The 18633-nt window shown below is 67.3% G+C and carries 14 protein-coding genes; 8 read left to right on the top strand and 6 right to left on the bottom strand.

Features of this window, described 5'->3' with window-relative positions; genetic code table 11:
- Nucleotides 1-60 precede the first annotated feature (60 nt).
- Nucleotides 61-894 (bottom strand): NPP1 family protein, encoded by an 834-nt coding sequence (locus LVJ94_45150; GenBank protein ID WXB04083.1) that lies wholly within the window; start codon nucleotides 892-894, stop codon nucleotides 61-63.
- A gap of 689 nt (nucleotides 895-1583) precedes the next feature.
- Between LVJ94_45150 and LVJ94_45145 the strand changes: the two genes are divergently transcribed.
- Nucleotides 1584-2270, top strand: a complete 687-nt coding sequence (locus LVJ94_45145) for a glutathione S-transferase family protein (GenBank protein WXB04082.1) — start codon at nucleotides 1584-1586, stop codon at nucleotides 2268-2270.
- Nucleotides 2271-2273: 3 nt separating this feature from the next.
- Here the strand turns inward: LVJ94_45145 and LVJ94_45140 are convergent, their stop codons facing one another.
- Nucleotides 2274-3239 (bottom strand): DUF72 domain-containing protein, encoded by a 966-nt coding sequence (locus tag LVJ94_45140; protein WXB04081.1) that lies wholly within the window; start codon nucleotides 3237-3239, stop codon nucleotides 2274-2276.
- Between the two features lie 22 nt (nucleotides 3240-3261).
- On the opposite strand from LVJ94_45140, the gene LVJ94_45135 reads away from it, so the two are divergent.
- The 3 genes from LVJ94_45135 to LVJ94_45125 are packed head-to-tail and all read left to right on the top strand — an operon-like array spanning nucleotide 3262 to nucleotide 5444.
- Complete coding sequence (locus LVJ94_45135; GenBank protein WXB04080.1) at nucleotides 3262-3660, top strand: hypothetical protein; 399 nt, start codon at nucleotides 3262-3264, stop codon at nucleotides 3658-3660.
- A 31-nt stretch (nucleotides 3661-3691) separates the two neighbouring features.
- The gene (locus LVJ94_45130; protein ID WXB04079.1) at nucleotides 3692-4570 is read left to right on the top strand and encodes a flap endonuclease; all 879 of its coding nucleotides are present in this window, start codon (nucleotides 3692-3694) and stop codon (nucleotides 4568-4570) included.
- Between the two features lie 28 nt (nucleotides 4571-4598).
- Nucleotides 4599-5444 carry an exodeoxyribonuclease III gene (locus tag LVJ94_45125; protein ID WXB04078.1) on the top strand — a complete coding sequence of 282 codons (846 nt, stop codon included), beginning with the start codon at nucleotides 4599-4601 and terminating at the stop codon, nucleotides 5442-5444.
- A 108-nt stretch (nucleotides 5445-5552) separates the two neighbouring features.
- On the opposite strand, the gene LVJ94_45120 is transcribed toward LVJ94_45125, so the two are convergent.
- Together LVJ94_45120 and LVJ94_45115 are read right to left on the bottom strand one after the other, a co-directional pair.
- Entirely contained in the window at nucleotides 5553-6311 is a 759-nt protein-coding gene (locus LVJ94_45120) for an SDR family oxidoreductase (GenBank protein WXB04077.1), read from the bottom strand.
- A gap of 253 nt (nucleotides 6312-6564) precedes the next feature.
- Nucleotides 6565-7911, bottom strand: coding sequence for a sigma 54-interacting transcriptional regulator (locus LVJ94_45115; protein ID WXB04076.1), 1347 nt, complete (start codon nucleotides 7909-7911; stop codon nucleotides 6565-6567).
- 179 nt (nucleotides 7912-8090) lie between these two features.
- Here LVJ94_45115 and LVJ94_45110 point away from each other — a divergent pair, with 179 nt between their 5' ends.
- On the top strand, nucleotides 8091-9320 hold the full coding sequence (locus LVJ94_45110) for a trypsin-like serine protease (protein WXB04075.1): 1230 nt from the start codon (nucleotides 8091-8093) through the stop codon (nucleotides 9318-9320).
- A gap of 122 nt (nucleotides 9321-9442) precedes the next feature.
- Entirely contained in the window at nucleotides 9443-13255 is a 3813-nt protein-coding gene (locus tag LVJ94_45105) for a protein kinase (GenBank protein ID WXB04074.1), read from the top strand.
- 5 nt (nucleotides 13256-13260) lie between these two features.
- Here LVJ94_45105 and LVJ94_45100 read toward each other — a convergent pair whose 3' ends face one another.
- Together LVJ94_45100 and LVJ94_45095 are read right to left on the bottom strand one after the other, a co-directional pair.
- Nucleotides 13261-15087: a glycoside hydrolase family 5 protein gene (locus LVJ94_45100; protein ID WXB04073.1), complete on the bottom strand. Its 1827-nt coding sequence runs from the start codon at nucleotides 15085-15087 to the stop codon at nucleotides 13261-13263.
- A gap of 22 nt (nucleotides 15088-15109) precedes the next feature.
- Complete coding sequence (locus tag LVJ94_45095) at nucleotides 15110-15595, bottom strand: Lrp/AsnC family transcriptional regulator (GenBank protein ID WXB04072.1); 486 nt, start codon at nucleotides 15593-15595, stop codon at nucleotides 15110-15112.
- 130 nt (nucleotides 15596-15725) lie between these two features.
- On the opposite strand from LVJ94_45095, the gene LVJ94_45090 reads away from it, so the two are divergent.
- Nucleotides 15726-16790, top strand: a complete 1065-nt coding sequence (locus LVJ94_45090; protein ID WXB04071.1) for a pyridoxal-phosphate dependent enzyme — start codon at nucleotides 15726-15728, stop codon at nucleotides 16788-16790.
- Entirely contained in the window at nucleotides 16787-18631 is a 1845-nt protein-coding gene (locus tag LVJ94_45085; GenBank protein ID WXB04070.1) for an MOSC domain-containing protein, read from the top strand. Before LVJ94_45090 ends, LVJ94_45085 begins: the two co-directional genes overlap by 4 nt.
- Nucleotides 18632-18633 lie beyond the last annotated feature (2 nt).

The raw sequence follows: 18633 nt of genomic DNA, 5'->3' as shown, positions 1-18633 counted from the left end.
AACCTCGACCACCCGCGAGGTGGTCGAGGTCCTTTGATGCGAAATCTCTAGTGCACGATCTCAGTTGGCATCTGGATTGAAAGGGATTCCGCCCGGTTTAGAGCTTCGGAGTGCGTTCTTGAAGCGATCGTCTTTGTCTGTAATTTTGATGGTCGCGGCCCCAAAATTCGAGTTCATGAGCGTGTCGCGGAGGCCCGTCGACGGCCAGCGGCTATAGTCAACGAGCCATGGGTAGAACCAGTGGCCCGTCACGTTCTCGATACGATCGTCGCTCTCGTTGGCGAAGCGAAAGGCGTGGCTCCTCGGGCCGTCCTTGTGGTAAACGATTTTCGGGTGGCTGCCGTCGAAACGGATGCGTGAACGGTCGCGCGTTTCATAACCACTGTGCTGCGAGACCGAGACGTATTGTACCTGGTTCGCGCCTTGATTAATCCATACCACGACGTGCTCCCAGTCATGGCGATGCGCCGCAGGACCGGCCGCTACCTGGTCCTTTTCGAAGTAGTTGGCGTAAACGATTCCGCACCAGCCGTTGTTGCACTTCCCACGCGAGTAGTGGTTCGCGTTGTCGAGCTGAGCGCGGTCGTGGCAATGACCGCTCTCGTTCACCCCTCCGGGCTTCAAGCCGGGGTTGAGCCGACCGTTTCTGTCGATTGCCGCGGTGACGTAGCAACTGTCTTTGTCGTAATCGTAGGTCGGGGCGAAGGTCTGCTCCAACTGGCCGGCGCTTTGATCCAGACGCTGGAGGACGTCGGCATGCGCGACGCCCTCGAAGGCAGGGACCACCGCCAGGGCGCCCAGGGCACCCGTCAGTGCCAATCGCCGGATGGTCGACTGTGCCTTCGAGGAAGTTACCGACGGATTGAGATTGATTGCCGACGCCATGTCTTTCATGCCAACTCCTCCGTGCATCGAACATCGATGTACGTTCGTTTGTGTGTTTACGGTTCGAGAAAAAACGTTGTTGTCTTCGCGCCTACGTCCGGTCGGATTACGGGATTCGTCACGACGTGCGCGCGGTTTCCAGGGGTAGCGAGCGACCGCAGAGTCGCGGCCGAAACCCCTATTTCTTTGCTGATGATACCGGTTTCCTACTTCTGGCCGCCGCGGCGAATGCAACGCCCTGCAGCGAGCAAAGACATGATAGGGCCAAATTCGAATTGTCTAGTGTCGGTATTTGAAAATTCATTTTCGAGGATGCGCGGGCGAATGGCTGCGGCGATATGGGGTTGCCCATATACCGGGGCGCACGAGATGTAGCCTCGCACGACGTGGCGCATGAAGCGCCGCGAGCAAACGTGGGACGATGGCTCCGTCAGTGAACTTCGACGCAGAACCGAATTCGTCAACGCATAGGCATCTCGGTCGCAACGTATTGGGGGATGCGCCGCGCGGCGGCCCGTTAATGCTTTGTAAATCGGCGAGCGAATCGCCCTTTGCGCAAACCTTGTGCGCCGCGTCACTCGCCCGTCGTCCGCCAAGTTCGCCGGCGTTGCAAGGCGGAAAACGTTTCAATTATCCCGGTCTCGAACGGTCGATCGGGTAATTTCCGCCCGGGGCGGCGCGTCGGTAGAATGAGCGCCATGTACGATCTTTACATCGCCAATAAGAACTATTCGTCGTGGTCGTTGCGCCCGTGGGTCCTTTTGACGGAGCTCGGGATCCCATTCCGGGAGCACGTGGAGGTCTTCGGCGAGGGCTCGAGTTGGGAGCGGTTTCGGCGGTTTTCTCCGTCGGGGAAGGTGCCCTGTTTGATCGACGAGGGCACGGCGGTGTGGGAATCGCTCAGCATCGCGGAGTACGTGGCCGAGCGGCACGAGGGGGTGTGGCCCAAGGACGCGCAGGCACGCGCATGGGCTCGCTCGGCCGCGGCGGAGATGCACGCGGGCTTCTCCGCCTTGCGTGGGGGCTGCCCCATGAACATCGGGATACGCGTGCGGCTGCGCGAAATCGGGGCGGAGCTTCAGCGCGATCTCGACCGGCTCCGGGAGCTTTGGAACGACGGGCTGTCGCGGTTTGGCGGGCCGTTCCTCGCTGGCAACACCTTCACCGCGGTGGACGCGTTCTTCACGCCGGTGGCCTTTCGCATCCAGACCTACGGCCTGGCGCTCGACGAGGTGTCGCTGGCGTATGCCGCACGGCTGCGCGAGCTGCCGTCGGTGCGCCGCTGGTACGAGAGTGGGCTCGCAGAGACGTGGCGCCCGTCGGCGCACGAGGATGGCGTGGGCGAAAACGGCATTTTGGTCGAAGATTTGCGCGCGAAAGTCTGACGGCTACAGCATGGATCGGATGGCGCGTGCGAGGCGCAGCAAGCTCTCGGGCGCGCATCCCTCGGCCTTGTTGTCCAAGAACACGAACGACGGCACGCCGTGCTGGTGCGCTTTGACCACCAGGCGGGCGATGGCATCGCGGTTGTCACGATCTTCCGCCACGAGGCGGTTGAACGGCGCATAACGCACCCGCGCGTCTTCGTATTTGTCGCCCTCGCGGAGAAGCCAGCGGATCACGAGCGGCCTGCGCGCGCCCGGTGGAGCGCGTTTGATCTGCGCGAGCACCGAGGGCATCGACGTCCATTGGTTGTGGCAATGCACGGCGCCCGTGTCCTCGAGGGCGGCGAAGTAGTCCTTCGTGAGCAATTCGCCATTTCGAAGTTCCACGGCATAGGGAACGTCTTTGGGCAGGCGCCGTAAGAAGTCGTGAAGGCGATGCGCAAACGCGTACGGATCGCCCACGTCTTGCGGCGGAAATTGAAACAGCAGCCCGCCCATCTTGGCGCCGAGCCCTTCGGCGAAGGGGGCCACCACCGCGTCGGAGGCATACGCCGCATCCAGGAAACGCAGATTGTGCGCGCCGCGCTTTTTGCCATACCGCGCGTGCTGCGGAAACTGCATCACCGTGCACTCCTCGTGGGCCTTGGCAAAAAGACGAAACCCGTCGGGGACTTGGTCGGCATACTCGCGGTACGCCGTTGCGGGGATCGGATCGTAGTAGCTTCGATCGAGCTCCACGATCCGAAACAACGGATTCTTCGTGTAGGCCGTCAGCCCGTGGGCACCGAGCACCTTCTCCGGCGTGCCCTTCGCGTACACCACGCCGATCCAGCCCGGGAAGGACCAGGTCATGCACCCAAGGGAAATGTTCGCGGGCAGCTCGGCGGCGAGGCGCACGTGCTCGTCGCTGGGGGGAACGGGATCCAGCGTGAGAGGCGGCAGCTCGAACAGCACGTTTTGCGAGTGCATTGGCGCCATGGTATGCGAAATCATGACCGCTTGGAGCGGATGGATCTCCGTCGTTCTCATCGTCCTTGCCGCCACGTTGCCGCTCGGACAGCGGCTGTTCGCGGGAAAGCGGGCGGCGCCGGATTCGCCGCTCACCCGGACGCATGTCGTGTTCGGGCTTCTCGTGGTGGGCATCGCCTTCGTGCACACGCTGGCCATCGTGCAAATGCTCGGCTCGCCCGCGGCGGTCGGTGGCGGCATGACCGCGCTGCTTCCCGGCGGCATCGCCTTCTTCCTGCTCATGGCGCACGCGGGGCTCGGCCTCCAATTGCGCAAGCCTCGCCTTCGCGACCGCGTCAAAAAGCGCCGGCAGCACCTCGCCACCGCCACGGCCATCGTCATTGCCATTGCCGTCCACGTCATCGCGCTCGCGCGCCACTGATTTGCATCGCAAATCGTGCCACCATGCGGGCATGCCGCGCCTGCACTTGGTTGATGCCACGTACGAGTTGTTCCGCGCCTGGTTCGCCGTTCCTTCCACGCGCGCGCCGAACGGGCGCGAGGTGGGGGCGACGCGGGGCGTGCTCGGCACCTTGCAGAAGCTCGTGCAGACCGAAGGCGCCACCCACGTGGCCTGCGCCACGGACCACGTCGTCCGCTCGTTTCGCAATGATCTGTACGATGGCTACAAAACGGACGCCGGCGTCCCCCAGGATCTGCTGAAACAATTCCACCTCGTGGAGGATGGCATCCGCGCGCTCGGCCTGGTGGTGTGGCCCATGGTCGAATTCGAAGCCGACGACGCCCTGGCCGCCGGCGCGCACCGCTTCGCCGGCGAGGTCGAGCAGGTGCTCATCGCCACGCCGGACAAAGACCTCGCACAGTGCGTGCGCGGCGATCACGTGATCATGCTCGACCGCCGGCGCAACACCACGATGAACGACGAGGGCGTCCGCGCGAAGTTCGGCGTGCCCCCGGCGTCCATCGCCGACTGGCTGGCCCTCGTGGGGGACTCGGCCGATGGCTACCCCGGGCTCCCCGGCTGGGGGGAAAAATCGGCGGCGCGCGTGCTCTGCGCCTTCGGATCCATCGAGGCCATCCCCGAGCGCACCAAGGACTGGCCGGCCGATCTCACACGCGCCGTTCGCGGCGCCGATCGATTGGCCGCCACCCTGGCCGAGCGCAAAACCGAGGCGCTGCTCTACAAGACGCTGGCGACCTTGCGCGTGGATGTCCCCCTCACCGAGACGCTCGACGACCTCGAGTACAAGGGAACGCCGCCGGCCTTCCGCGAATTTTGCGCGTCCATTGGGGCCAACGGCCTGGTCGATCGCGTGGCTCGCTGGGTGTGATCCGCGCCGGATTTACTATGATGGGGCGATGCTGACCATCACGACTTGGAACGTCAACGGCATTCGAGCCCGAGAGCCCGACGTTCTCACGTGGATCGACCGCCACCGGCCCGACGTGCTCTGCCTCCAAGAGGTGAAGGCGTCGCCCGACCAGGTGCCCGCGGCGCTTGCCAACCTCGAGTCCTATTGGTGCTACTGGCACGGTCACAAGGGCTATTCCGGCGTGGCGCTGCACCTCGCGCGCTCCACGTTTCCGACGCGCCCCGTCTTTGCGCACCCCGAGTTCGACCACGAGACGCGCATCGTGACGGCCACCGCCGGCAAGCTGGTGTTCGCCTCGGTGTACGTGCCCAACGGTGGCAAAGACTTCCCCGCGAAGACGCGCTTTCTGAATGCCATGGCCGACTTCGTGCGCCAGGTGCACGCCGAGGGCAAATCGCTGGTGCTCGTGGGCGATCTCAATGTCGCGCGCGAAGAGCGCGACGTGCACCCCACGTTGCGCCGGCCCGCGCAAATCGGGCAAACGCCGAACGAGCGATCGCAGCTCGAGCACATCATCGGCGAGGGTCTGGTGGATCTGTCGCGGCAGTTCCATCCGGACACCGACCAGCTTTTCACGTGGTGGGCGCCCTGGCGAAACATGCGGGCACGCAACATCGGGTGGCGCTTGGACTATGTCCTTTGCAGTGCGTCCCTCGCACAGCGCGCCTCGAGTTGCGAGGCGTTCCCCGATTTCGGTGCGAGCGACCACTGCCCCGTGCACGCGGCCTTCGACCTGCCGCCGCCCGACGTGTCGCCCGAGCCTCCGTCGGAGCAGCCGCCACCGTCGCCCGCCACGCAAGCCTCGAAAGAGGGCCAGTTGAAGCTTTTCTGAAGGATCGAACCGCCAAGACGCCAAGGACGCCAAGATGATAGGGAGTGAGTCCGTCCCACAAAACCCTTGGCGTTCTTGGCGTCTTGGCGGTTCAAAACCTCTTCGGTGCTAGGCGCTCATGCCGCCGTCCACGATGAGGGTTTGACCCGTCATGTAGGAGGAGGCGTCGGATGCAAGAAAGAGAGCGGGACCTGCCTGTTCTTCCGGGCTGGCCCAACGGCGCATCGGGATGGATGCCACGATGCGCTCGTCGACGCTGGGGTTTTCACGCAGAGGCCGGGTGAGATCGGTCGCCGTCCAACCGGGGCATAGTGCGTTGACGCGGACCCCGGCGGCGGCCCAATCCACGGCGGCGATGCGGGTCATCGAGATGACCGTGGCTTTCGCGGCCGCGTAGGAGGCGGACGACCGGGAGCCACGCAGACCGCCGACGCTGGACACGTTGATGATGCTTCCGCGTCGCTGCTCCACCATGTGCGCGCCCGCGGCCCGCATCAGGATGAACATGGCGGTCGCGTTCCACGCGAGGGTGTGGTTCCAATTCTCGAGCGACACCTCGAGCACGGGGACGGGGGTCGACGTGTACGAGCCTCCCGCGTTGTTCACCAGGATGTCCAGCCCGCCCAGTTGGCCAATGGCCTCGGCCACGAGCCGCTCGGCGGCCACGGGATCGGTGACATCCGCCGCGAGCACCGGGGCGTTGCGCTTCAGGCCGGCGATCTCCGCGGCGACGCCGTTCAACGCTTCCTCCGTTCGAGCGTTCACCGCGACGTCGGCGCCGTGCCTCGCCAAGGCAACGGCGATGGCTCGCCCGATTCCTCGTGATGCACCCGTGACGAGCGCGCGCTTTCCGATCAAGTCGAACATGGGCGCACTCTAAGGCAACGGTCGATTGAATGTGTCAGGTTCGAACCTGCCTGGTGCTGGGACCGCGGCAGCGAGAGGAAACCGGCGGAACCGGCGCGACGTGTCGGGGCTGAACGCCAGGATCGCCACTCGGCCTGGCGATCCTCTCCTTGGAGATGGACGAAGGCCCGGCCCCGCCGGGGTTGTCCTGCTGCCGCTGCTCGACGGCGAGGCAATCGTCGATCTGCCACGTTCAATCGACTTTTGCGTTAAGCTATTTCAAACTGCGGCTCTTCACGCGTTGAAAGTGCCTGCGCGCCACGCCGGACGCGGCCGCTGCGCGCAGGACGTTGCCGCCGTGCTCGGCCAGGGTCCGCTCCACGTAGCGCCGTTCGAAGGCCTCGAGCACCCGTTGCCGTGCGGCCCCGAAAGGCAGGTTCTGCGCGAGGATTTGCTCGAGCACCCCGCGGACGAGTTCCCCCTCGAGCGACTCGATCGGCTCGGGCGTGCTCGCCGGAGAGGGCGCGAGCTCGCCCAAGGCCAACCGGCGCACGACCGCGTTGCGCAGCTCGCGCACGTTGCCGGGCCAGGGATAGTCGCTCCATTGCCGAAGCAACATGTCCGAGAGCTCCTCGGGCGGGGCACCTGCGGAGGCCCAGATGGCGCGCGCGAGGCGCGGGATGTCGCCCCGCCGACGGCGGAGCGGGGGAAGCTCGATGCGCGCGACGGCGAGGCGATGGAACAGATCATCGCGAAAGCGGCCCGCCTGCACCTCGTGATCGAGATTGCGGCGGGTGGCCGACAGGACGCGGACATCGAACTTCATCGAGCGATCGCCGCCCACGCGCCGCACCTCGGAGCGCTCCAGGGCGCGCAAAAGCTTCGGCTGAAGTGTGATATCCAATTCGCCAATTTCGTCGATGAGCAAGGTGCCGCCGTCGGCCTGCTCGAAGACGCCCCGCCGTGCGGAGACCGCGCCGGTGAAGGCACCGCGCTCGTGGCCGAAAAGCTCCGATTCCACAAGGTTTGCCGGGACGGCGGTGCAGTCGAAGACGACGAACGGGGCGGCGGCACGCGGTCCCTCCTCGTGGAGCGATTCGGCAAGCAGCTCTTTGCCCGTCCCCGTTTCGCCCTCGATGAGCACGGGAATGCTCGATTGGGCGAGACGCCCGCAAAGCGGATAAAGCCGTCGCATCTCCAGGCTCGAGCCCAGCACCCGGCCGAACGCGTCGAGCTTGGGCGGTGCCGCCGCCGGTTCCGGCCGGCGCTCGATGCGAAGGCGCGTGGAGCCAATCCGCACCACCTCCCCGCCGGAGAGCTCCGCCTCGATGATCTTCACCTTGTCCAGGTAGGTGCCATTGGTCGACCCGAGGTCGCGCACGTGCAGCAGGGTGCCGCGCGGCTCGAGGGCAATGTGCCGGCGCGACACTTCGCGATCGGTGAGCTGGAGCGCGCACGCAGGGCTCTGGCCGACCAAGAGGCTCGAAGGCTGCGAGCCATCCAAGGTGATCGCGACGCCCGCATCGGGGCCGTCCACCACGGTGGCGACGAAGATGCACTCACCGGTATCGGCATCGTGGCGTTGCATCACCGTTCGCTCGAAATCGATGGCGTGCGACACGCACATCACGATAACCGATTCGCGCCGAGACCGCATATCCGATCTTCGGGATGACGCATTCGACGCATGGACCTGTTTGTCGCACCCGATTTGGCGACGATGAAACGTTCTTTTGGTAAAATCGTACTTCGGTATACGGCTTGCCATGGGGCGCGCGGCACGACCCAAGGAGGGCCACCATGCGAAACCATCATTGCATCGTCTTCGCCGGCATCGTTCTCGCCATCGGCTACGTGGGATGCAGCAGCAGCGACACGGGTACTCCGCCGCCCGCCAGGAGCTCGTCCCCGATCATCGGCGGCACGGCCGACGAGGGTGATCCGGCGGTGGTGATGCTCGTCTCATACCCTGCGGACGAATCCACGTATTACACCTGCACGGCGGAGGTGATTTCCCCCACCGTGCTCCTGACCGCAGCGCATTGCGTCGATACGCCGAACCACACCGGCCACACGTTTGGCGTATTCCTCGAGCCGGATGCGACGCCGTACAAGGCCAGCGTCAAGACGCTCAAGCCGCACCTCAAGGCCGTGCGCGAGGTGCATGCGCACCCGCAGTACGATCCCAATGGCTCCGGTTATCCCGGCGATGTGGGCGTGGCCATCCTCTCCGAGCCGGTGTCCATCACGCCGCTGGCCATCAACCGAACGGCGCTCGATTCGAGCATCGTGGGCAAGTCGTCACGCATCATTGGATATGGCCAGACCGTGTCGGGCACCTTCAACGTGAAGAAATATCAGGCCACCACGAGCGTCAACAAGCTCGAGAACGACGGTCACACCGTGGTCGTGGGGGACAGCACCCGGCGCACGTGCCTTGGCGATTCGGGCGGTCCTGCCCTGGTGACCTTGAACGGCGTGGAGACCATCATCGGGACCAATTCGTACACGAACACCAGCGGCTGCACCGAACCGTCGCACTTTCAGCGGGTCGACGTGTACAAGGCCTTCATCGATTCGTACCTGAACGCGGGCGATGCCGGCGCGCCGACCGACGCGGGAACGGACTCGGGGACCGATGCGGGAACGGATTCGGGAAGCCCGGCCGACGCCGGAGGGGGCGAGCCTTGCCCGACGCCCGAGCGCGAGCCCAACAACCGATCGACGCAGGCCAATCCGCTCGGCCAAGGCTGCCTGCGGGGCACGCTCGGTTCGCCCGGCGACGTCGACCTCGAGAGCTTTTCGCTCTCCGGGAGCATCGAGTACGACGTCAACTTGGAAGCGAGCGGCGATGCGGAGCTTGCGCTTTTCAAATATTGGAACGGCGGTTGGTACTACGTCGAGAACACCACGCCCACCCGCGTGCACCACGTCTCCGACGGCGGCGGAAGGTACCTCGTGCGCGTCACGTCCCCGAGCTACACGACCCAGAGCTACACCAGCACGTTGACCCTCGGCGGCTCGCCGTAAACATCCCATCCCTGCGACCTAAACCCTCGGCTGGTTTGGGAGGGGGGCCGGTTCAGGAGGGGTGCGTTGCAGGGTTGCGTGGACCTTTGGTACGATCGCTGTCCGCGATTCGGGGGTCCGCATTGACCATTTACGGTGGACACGAAGGCACCGAGCACGTCGGCCGTGTGCTCGGCGGGCGATGGCTCCTCGATCGGCTGCTTCGCGAGGGCGGCATGGGGGCCGTGTACCGTGCTCGCGATCTCGAAACCGGCGCCGACGTGGCGGTCAAAGTCGTACTCGGACTCGACCCCCACGTCGCCTCGCGGTTCGCGCGCGAAGTGCGTGCCCTCGCGCAGCTTCGGCATCCTCGCATCGTGCGCTACGTCGGCCACGGCGTGGCCGATTTGCCGTACCTCGTCATGGAGTGGCTCCAGGGCGAAGACCTCTCGGCACGGCTCGCGCGCGGTTCGCTCGACCCAAAGGACACCGTGGCCCTCGCACGGGCCGTCGCCGGAGCCCTCGCGGCCGCACACCGCGAGGGCCTCGTTCATCGGGACATCAAGCCCGCGAACATCTTCCTCGTCGACCGCGATCCTGCGCGGGCCAAAGTCCTCGACTTCGGCTTGGTGAGCGCGGGGCATGGCGTCTGCTCGAGCATCTCGCGCGGGTTACTCCTCGGTACGCCCGCGTACATGTCGCCCGAGCAAGCACGCGGCGCGCAATCGTCGGCGGTCGATGCGTCATCGGACGTCTTCTCGTTCGGCGTCGTCCTGTACAAGTGCCTGACCGGGCGTGCCCCGTTCACGGGCGACAACGTGCAGGCGCTCGCGCTCAAGATTGCGCTCGAGGATCCTCCACGCGTGGCATCCCTTCGTCCGGGTGTGCCGGCGGAGCTCGACGCGTTGATCGCGCACATGCTCGCGAAGGAGCCCGCCGGGCGTCCGCGCGATGGGGCCGAGTTGCTCGCGCGCCTCGATGGGATCCGGCTCGTCGAGAGCGATCCCCCCGCGTGGCTCTTCGCCGAACAGCACCTGGTGTCGTTGGTGCTGCTGGATCTCGGATCGCACGCGCAGGAGGCGCGGCGCTTGGCCGACGTCGTCCGTGCGCACGGTGCGGAGGCGCGTCCACTGGGGCCGGGTGCGCGCTTCGTCGCGCTGCTGGAGGTTCGAGGCAGCGCGACCGATCACGCTGCGCGTGCCGCCCGCATGGCCATGGGACTGCGCCGCGCGTTCCCGCATGCACCGCTGGCCGTCGTCACGGGGCGGGCCGTCCTCGGTGGCGCGCATCCCAGCGGCGAATCCGTTGATCGCGCGGTGCACCTGTTGCCGCGTGCACGCATCGCCGGCTCGATCGTCCTCGATGACGTGACCGCCGCATTGCTGGAAGGGGTCTTCGACGTCGCACGCGACGCCGGCGGGGCTCGCCTGGGCGAGGCGCGCACGCCCACCGCCCCCGGGCGCACCTTGCTCGGAAAAGTGAGCCCTTTCGTCGGCCGCGACCGCGAAATGCAGATCCTCGAGGGGGCGCTGGCCGAGTCCATCGCCGAATCGGTGGCGCGCGTCGTTCTGGTGACGGCGCCCTCGGGCATGGGAAAAAGCCGTCTCCGCCGCGAGCTCGCGGCGAAGCTCGACGCCTCCCGCGCGGCGAACCTATGGCTCGCCGTCGGGGCGCCCCTCGCCGCGCGTTCGCCCTTTGGGTTCCTGCGCGATCTGGTTCGCTGTGCCGCCGGCCTGCGCGATGGGGCACCCGATGCCGAGCGGCGGGTCGAGCTTCGCGCACGCACGGCCGCGGTCCTCGGCGGCGAGGCCGCACAGCTGCGGGTTCACGAGTTCCTCTGCGAGCTGCTGGGCATCGGCGATCCCGCTGCATCGAGCGCCGCGCTCGTGGCGGCACGGCGCGATCCCGCGCTGATGCACGACCAGATCCGCCGCGCCTGGATCGATTGGACGAGCGCCGCGTGCGCCGCACACCCGCTGTTGATCCTGCTCGAAGACCTCCACTGGGGCGACGCCCCGAGCCTCCACGCCATCGAGATGGCCTTGCGCATGTTGCAGGATGCGCCGCTCACCGTCGTGGCCTTCGCGCGTCCCGACGTCGAGGAAGCCTTTCCCTCTCTCTTTCGCGAGCGCGGCGTGGTCGAGATGCGCCTCGACGCATTGCCGCGCCGGGCGAGTGAGCGCTTCGTGCGCGCGCTTCTCGGGGACTCGGTGCCGCCAGCTCAGCTTGCGGCGATGGTCGAACGCGCCGGGGGCAATGCCTTCTACTTGGAGGAATTGATCCGCGCCGCCGCGGAGGGCTCTTCCGAACTACCGGCCACGGTATTGGCCATGGTGCAAGCGCGCCTCGAGGCCATGGAGCCAGGCGCACGCCGCGTGCTCCGGGCGGCCAGCACCTTCGGGCGCGTTTTCTGGCTGGGCGCCGTACGAGCCCTTCTCCAAGGGCAGGAGGACGCGGCCTTTTGGCTCGCGGAGCTCGCCCGCCGCGAGGTCATTGTGCCGTGCCCCGAATCGCGCTTTCGCGGCGACGCCGAATACGCCTTTCGTCACGAGACCGTCCGCGAGGCGGCGTACGCCATGCTCACCGACGACGATCGGCCGCATGCGCATCGCCTCGCCGGGGAATGGCTCGTCGCCGCCGGCGAAGACGACGACATGGTGCTCGCGGAGCATTTCGAACGCGGCCACGATGCCGCGGCCGCGCGAAGCTGGTATGCGCGCGCGGCGGAGCGTGCCCTGTTCGCCAACGACTTGCAGGGCGCGCTCGATCTCGTGCGCAAAGCGGAGGCTTGCGGCGCGTCCGGCGAATCGCTGGGGACCTTGCGCCTGGTCCAGGCCGAGGCCCACGAGTGGCTCGGCGATACCGTGACCGCCGAGGCCTGTTCCAGCGAGGCGATGCTTCTCGTGCCGCGCCATTCCGACGCCTGGTACCGCGCCGCTGCGGCGCTCGCGGTGTCGATGCGGGCCACCCAGAATTGGAACCGCACCCTGCAACTGCGTGCCGAGCTCCTTTCCGGCGCGGCGCCGCCGCCCCGCGCGCCGGCGCTCGTGGCGCTTCTTTCCGTGGCCAGGGTGCTGTTCTACGGCAACCGCTACGACGAGGCGGCGCATGTCGTTCGTGGTGTTCGCGAGGCGGCGGAAGCCATCGGCAGCAACGATCCGAACCTGCTCGCGCACCTGCGCCACGAGCAATCGGACATGGCGTACCTCCAGGGCGAGCTCGATGTCTCGCTTCGCCTCGTCGAGGACGCCGCGGAGCTTTACGCCAGCATCGGTGATCGCCGCCGCGTACTGCGTGCCCGAGCCGCGGCCATCGGGCTCTTTTATCGCCTGCTCGGTGCGTACGAGGAATCCGTGCGCATCCTGCGCGCGTGCGTCGAGGAGGCCGAGCGGCTCGCGCTCCCCGCGATGGCCGCCCACGCGCGCCTCAACTTGGGCCCCGCGCTGGCCATACTCGGCGAGGGCGCCGAGGCCGTCGCGTGCGAGCGCGAAGCCATCGGCGGCATGCGCAACAACCCGCGCCTGCATGCCACCGCGCACGCGTACTTGGCGCTGGCCCTGGAGTCGAGCGGCGATCTCGCCGGTGCGGAGCGCTCTGCGCGCGCCGCCCTGGAGTCCATCGGCGACAAGAACCCGCAGAGCCGGTCCGCGTTCGCCGGCATCCTCGGCGGCATCCTTTTGGCGCGCGGCCGCCCGCGCGACGCGCTTCTCTGCGCGCGCGAAGGGATGGACCTTCTGGCCTCCCTCGGCGGCGTGGAGGTCGGCGAGATCCGACTGCGCTTGGTTCACGCCGAAGCCCTGCGCGCGACCGGCGAGCGCCCCGCCGCCCGCGAGGCCATCCTACGCGCCCGCGCGCGCCTGCTCTCCCTCGCCGGCAAGCTGACCGAGGGCGCACTCCGCACATCCTTCCTCGAGCGCGTCCCCGAGAACGCCCGCCTCCTTGGGCTGGATCTTTAGGAGCTTCAGAACCGACAGAGGATCGCGTCGGGTGTCCGATTGGATCCGACGCGGCCGGTGTACGCGACCCCGGCGATGTACTCGTTGGTGGCGCACTGTCCTTTGTAGTGGCCACGTGCGAAGTCGCCACCGCCCGATGAGCGGTTGTCGCCGCGGTCGAACCATACCGTGCGTCCGTTGCGGCCCAAGGGCGTGGGCGACTTGGCGCACAAGCCGGCGTCGAACGCGGCACCCTTGACGCTGTAGCCGACGAGGTAGTGGTCCGGCGGGCACTGCACTTTCGTGTACCCCGAGGCCCAATCCGCCTCCACGTAGGATTCGTCGCGGACGACTGCGTACCCCGACGACGTCCACGCGCCGGTGCAGAGGCCACGGTTGCCGGTGTGGCTCAAGCCGATCACGCGTTGGCCGTCCGGGCAAGCGCCCTTTCGCGCACCAGCGTTCCAGTCCGGCATCGCGCGGACCGCCCGTGACGCCTGGAAGTCCGCATGATCGAGGTTCAGCATGGACCACCGTTCGCTCTGCGGGATCGGGCCGGACCGGCTGGCCGCGTTCATCAGCCGCGTCCAGGCGGGTTGGCGCCAGTCGTCGCCGTCGTAGAGACCCATTCGGTTGCCGGCGGCATCCCAGTGCAGCAGCGCCCAGCCGTTGCCGGTCCTGTTGGTGTGGAATCCGACCAACGGCCAGAACGCGAAGTCGGCGTCGGTCTGCACGAGGTAATCGACGAACCGGTTGAACCAGTCGCGCGACTTCGGATCGTTGTTCTCCCGACCCCCGACGCCGAACTCGCTGAACCACACCGGAGCGTTGAAGTGCGTCCCGGCCTCCGCCGCGACGTAGAACGCTTGCCGGTAGACGACATCTCGAAGTTCCTGCGGGCTCAGGTCCTGGTAGCGCGGATCGTGCGTCTCGCCCACGCCGGTCGCGCCACTGTGATTCGGGCCGGTGTAGCCGTAGAAATGCGCCGAGTAGACCAGCTTCCCCGAGTCGATCAGCGTGTGCGAAAGATCGCGAACCGGCTCGAGGGTCGGGCGGCCGTGCGGCAGGCCGTCGGCGGGAATGCCGAACCAATTGATGCCCTCGACGATGATCAGCAGGTCCGGGTTCGCCTCCAGTTGGATCCGGTCGGCCACCCGCTGGCTCGCCTGCTGCCAATCGTGATCGTCGCCCAATCCCCAGTTCGGATCGTCCAAAATGTCCCGGCGGACCTCGTTGTAGAGGTCCGCTCCGACCACGCGCTTGTTCGCCTTGTAGCGGCGGGCCATGAAGACCCAGTCGTCCTGCCACCGCTGGACGGTCTGGCTGGTGTTCCAGCGCTCGTTGCCGTCGACGCCGCAGCACCAGCGGGACGTGTTCGTATGGTTGTTGAGGATGACCGCAAAGCCGCGCGCCGTCAGACGCTCGATGACCGCGTCGTAGATCTGAAGTGGCGTTCTTCCGCTCAGCCCAGGGTTCTTGGGGACCTGCACCGGGGTGGTGTCGTGGATCATCTGGTTGGAGAAGGGCAGTCGGATGCTGTTGATCCCCAACTCGGCGAAGCCGTCGAGGATCTCCTCGAGCGAGGCCCGGTCGAGGCCGAGCGGGATCTGATCGGCTTTCTCGCCCGCATGGTGGTTTGCCGGGTCGGCGATATCCCCCGAGCCGTTCCACGTTCCGCTGGCGCCGTGCCAGTTCCCGGACTTCAGCTTGAACCGGTCGCCGTTGGCGTCGACGACGTAGCGTCCGCGCGTGCTCAGCGGGCCTACCCAGGTCGCGGTGGCCTCGGCCGGCCCGGCGATCATCGCGATGTTCGTCCCCAGCAACGCGCCCAGCACGACGTGCGGAAGCTTCATGCCGCGCAGGATAGAGGTCCGCTCATGACGCGTCGATGGGTACTGCCAGCCCAACCTTGACCCGGCTGGTGACGACGTTGGTGGTGAAGCGCCGCACATTGCCATTTTCATACAGGGCGCGGCGCGTGAAGGTCTCGAAGTCGGTCATGTCGCGCGCGAGGATGACCAGCACGAAGTCCGTCGTCCCCGTCACGCGGTAGCACTGTTGCACCTGCGGCTCCGTGCGCATGGTGCGCTCGAAGTCGTCCAGATCCGTGAGGCGCTCGCGGTCCAACTCGACGGAGACGACGAAGGTCATCGCCTGGCCGAGTTTGAACGGGTCGACCACGGCAATCTCCTTTTGAATGACGCCCTCTTCGCGCAGCCGTTTGATGCGCCGCTGAACGGCGGCGATGGAGAGTCCCACGTCGGGCGCCATCGCCTCGGCGGTCACGCGCGCGTCCTCTTGCAGGTGCGCGAGGATGGCACGGTCGATACGGTCGAGAACGTCATATCGATCTTTGCGCATTATCCGCACTGTATGGCATATATGCGCGGTTTTGCCGCGCCTTTGTGCCATACAACGCGGTATTTTTGCACGTCGGAGCGCTATATTGCCATGCATGCCGACGTCGAACCCGTGGCGCTTGGACCTTCACATGAATCGCCGCCCGGATGGGCCCCTCACCGGCGACGCGCTGGCCTTTGGCGCGCAGCATGTCGTCCCCGCACGGGCGCTGCTGTCCGAGTTCATGAACTATGCGCCCACGCCGCTGCGGCACCTTCCGTGGATGGAGCGCGAGCTCGGCGTCGGCGCGGTGCTGCTGAAGGATGAAGCGGGGCGCATGGGCATGGGCAGCTTCAAGGCCCTGGGCGGCGCGCATTCGGTGCTTTGCCACGTGCGCCGCCATGGCTCGGCGTCCACCACCGTCGCCTGCGCGAGCGCCGGCAACCATGGCCTCTCCGTCGCCGCCGGCGCACGGGCCGCGGGCGTGCGAAGCGTGGTGTGCTTGAGCGAGGCCGTTCCCCAGAGTTTCGAAGCGCGCTTGCGTGCCCTGGGCGCCGAAACGCTGCGCGGCGGGCGAGACTACGAGGCGAGCCTGCGTCTGCTGGAGGCACGCGCCAAGGAACGCGGCTGGACGATCATCTCCGACACCGTGCCGCTTCACGCGGCCGGGCAGGATGCCACACCCGTTCGCGAGGTCATGCAGGGCTACACCGTCTTGTGCGACGAGGCGGCGACGGATTGCGAGGGGCAGGGCGGGCCGCCCACGCACGTCTTCGTGCAGGCGGGCGTTGGCGGACTCGCGGCCGTTTGCGCATCGTATTTTCGCGAGCGCTGGGGCGACGTCGTCTTCGTCGTCGTCGAGCCCATGTCCGCCGCGTGCCTGCTGGAGAGCGCCCGGCGCGGGGCGCCCGGGCACATCGCGGATCACGCGGCGGGGGCGACCATCCTCGGACGCCTCGATTGCCGCGAGCCCTCGGTCCTCGCCTTCCGCGTGCTCTCGCCGCTGGCCGATGCGTTCGCCGCCATCACCGACGCGGCCGCCGAGGAAGCCGTCCGCGCGGTCGCGCGCGACGGCGTCGCACAGTCCCCGTGCGGTGCGGCGGGGGCCGCCGGCCTTCTCGCCGCGTGCCACGACGCGGGGACGCGTTCGGTCCTGGGCATCGGTCCCCGCGCCCGCATCCTTCTCATTGGCACCGAAGCCCCCGTACCGTCATGAACATTGGCCACCTCGCGGCGATATGCCGTTATCCCATCAAAGGATTTCACCCGCAGAAGCTCGCCCGCGTCGAGCTTTTGGCCGGCGGCGGAATCCCGCACGATCGACGATTCGCCATCGCGAACGGTCAGGTACGCCTCGCGCTGGAGGGCGGCAACGTGCCCGCGTGGGTGCCCTGCCAGGCCTTCGTGCGCCTCACCCAGAATACCGATTTGCCGTCCTTCGACGTCGACTTCGACGAGGACGGCCTCGCACTTCGCATTCGCTCCCCGCGCGGCGACACGATCCATGTCGATTGCACCGATCCAAAAAGCGTGGCCGCGTGCAACCTCGCCTTGGCCGGCTGGTTCCCGGAGGGGCCGCAAGGCTCGCCGGGGCTCGTCGAGGCGGAGGGCTTCGGCTTGTGGGACCATCGGGACGCGGAGATCTCGATCATCAACCTGGAGACCGTTCGCGAGCTCGCGCGGGCTGCAGGGGTCGAGCTCGATCCCCTGCGGTTTCGCGGCAACGTCTACCTCGAAGGGCTCGCGGCGTGGGGAGAGCTCTCGCTGATCGGGCGGCGCATTCGCATCGGGGATGCCGAGTTGGAGATCATTCGCCCCATCGATCGGTGCAAGGCGACGTCGGTCAATCCGAGCACCGCCGCCGTCGACGTGCACGTCCCGCTGGTGCTCGCGCGGACCTTCGGGCACGTCTTTTGTGGCGTCTACGCGCGCATCGTGCGCGCCGGCCGGGCTGCGGTGGGGGATGGTTGCCACGAGGTAGGCATCGCCTCGGACCGCACGCGGTTCGGGGGCGCCGTCGACACGGCGCCCGCGCCGCACGAATGGGCCCGCGCGGCCAAGGTCGAGCGCCGCAGAGACGAGAGCCCGCGCGTGACGAGCTTTTGGCTGCGCGATGCGCTCGCGCACCTGCGGGGCCCGTGGCGGCCGGGTCAACACGTGCGCATCCATGCCTCGCCCGCGCTGGATGCGGCGGCGGGGCCTGCGTGGCGTTGCTACACGGTGTCCGACGTCACCGACGATGGCCTGCTCCGCATCAGCGTCAAACGCGAGCCGGAGGGCCGCCTCTCGTCGCACCTGCACGACGCCGTGCGCGAAGGCGATGATCTCGTTCTCTCGGGCCCCTTCGGCGAGTTCACCGTGCCGCCGGATCCGCGCACGCCGCCTCCGCCCCTGGTTTTCGTCAGCGCGGGCATCGGCATCACGCCCATCGCGGCCATGCTGCGCGGCCTGCCGCGCGACTACCCTGCGCCGATCCACATCGTGCACGGCGCTCGAACCGAGGACGAACTCGCCCTCTGGTCGGAGGTCACGGCGCTCGCCTCCGCGTTCCCCTCGGCGACCACCGAGCTTTACCTGAGTCGCGCCAGCGAGGCGGCCTGCGCGCGGCTCGGCGCCCGGCCCGGTCGCATCGACTTCGGGCGGCTCCGTCGAACATGGCCCCTGGAGGGCGCCGGCATCTACTTGTGCGGGCCGGACGCCTTGCTGCACGCGGCCAAATCGGCCTGGCCACACCCCATTCACTACGAGGTGTTCATCTCCCCGCGCCGTGCCGCACCGGCCAACGCGAAACCGCCGGCCCCGGGCCCCTTTCGCGTGCGCTTTGCGCGCAGCCGGGTCGAAGCCACCTGGCGCGAGGGCGATACGCTGCTCGAACTGGCCGAGCGCGCGGGGTTGGCCCTCGCCTCCAGTTGCCGCAGCGGCGTATGCCAGAGTTGCCGCCACCGCGTCACCGAAGGCTCCGTCGCCCACGTCGCCGATCTTCTCGAGGATCCTGCGGCCGGAACGGCCTTGCTCTGCTGCGCCGTTCCCACGAGCGACGTGTGCATCGAGGGTTGATG

The organism is Sorangiineae bacterium MSr11367 (assembly GCA_037157805.1).
In the GTDB taxonomy this organism is placed as follows: Bacteria; Myxococcota_A; Polyangia; order Polyangiales; family Polyangiaceae; genus Pendulispora; species Pendulispora rubella.
Note: the sequence above shows the minus strand (reverse complement) of the source record. Positions and strands in the feature narration are given on the sequence as shown.

Excerpts from the sequence above, each read along its gene's own strand:
- LVJ94_45150 (WXB04083.1), bottom strand. The coding sequence starts at position 894 with ATGAAAGACATGGCGTCGGCAATCAATCTCAATCCGTCGGTAACTTCC.
- LVJ94_45145 (WXB04082.1), top strand. The coding sequence starts at position 1,584 with ATGTACGATCTTTACATCGCCAATAAGAACTATTCGTCGTGGTCGTTG.
- LVJ94_45140 (WXB04081.1), bottom strand. The coding sequence starts at position 3,239 with ATGCACTCGCAAAACGTGCTGTTCGAGCTGCCGCCTCTCACGCTGGAT.
- LVJ94_45135 (WXB04080.1), top strand. The coding sequence starts at position 3,262 with ATGACCGCTTGGAGCGGATGGATCTCCGTCGTTCTCATCGTCCTTGCC.
- LVJ94_45130 (WXB04079.1), top strand. The coding sequence starts at position 3,692 with ATGCCGCGCCTGCACTTGGTTGATGCCACGTACGAGTTGTTCCGCGCC.
- LVJ94_45125 (WXB04078.1), top strand. The coding sequence starts at position 4,599 with ATGCTGACCATCACGACTTGGAACGTCAACGGCATTCGAGCCCGAGAG.
- LVJ94_45120 (WXB04077.1), bottom strand. The coding sequence starts at position 6,311 with ATGTTCGACTTGATCGGAAAGCGCGCGCTCGTCACGGGTGCATCACGA.
- LVJ94_45110 (WXB04075.1), top strand. The coding sequence starts at position 8,091 with ATGCGAAACCATCATTGCATCGTCTTCGCCGGCATCGTTCTCGCCATC.
- LVJ94_45100 (WXB04073.1), bottom strand. The coding sequence starts at position 15,087 with ATGAAGCTTCCGCACGTCGTGCTGGGCGCGTTGCTGGGGACGAACATC.
- LVJ94_45095 (WXB04072.1), bottom strand. The coding sequence starts at position 15,595 with ATGCGCAAAGATCGATATGACGTTCTCGACCGTATCGACCGTGCCATC.
- LVJ94_45090 (WXB04071.1), top strand. The coding sequence starts at position 15,726 with ATGAATCGCCGCCCGGATGGGCCCCTCACCGGCGACGCGCTGGCCTTT.
- LVJ94_45085 (WXB04070.1), top strand. The coding sequence starts at position 16,787 with ATGAACATTGGCCACCTCGCGGCGATATGCCGTTATCCCATCAAAGGA.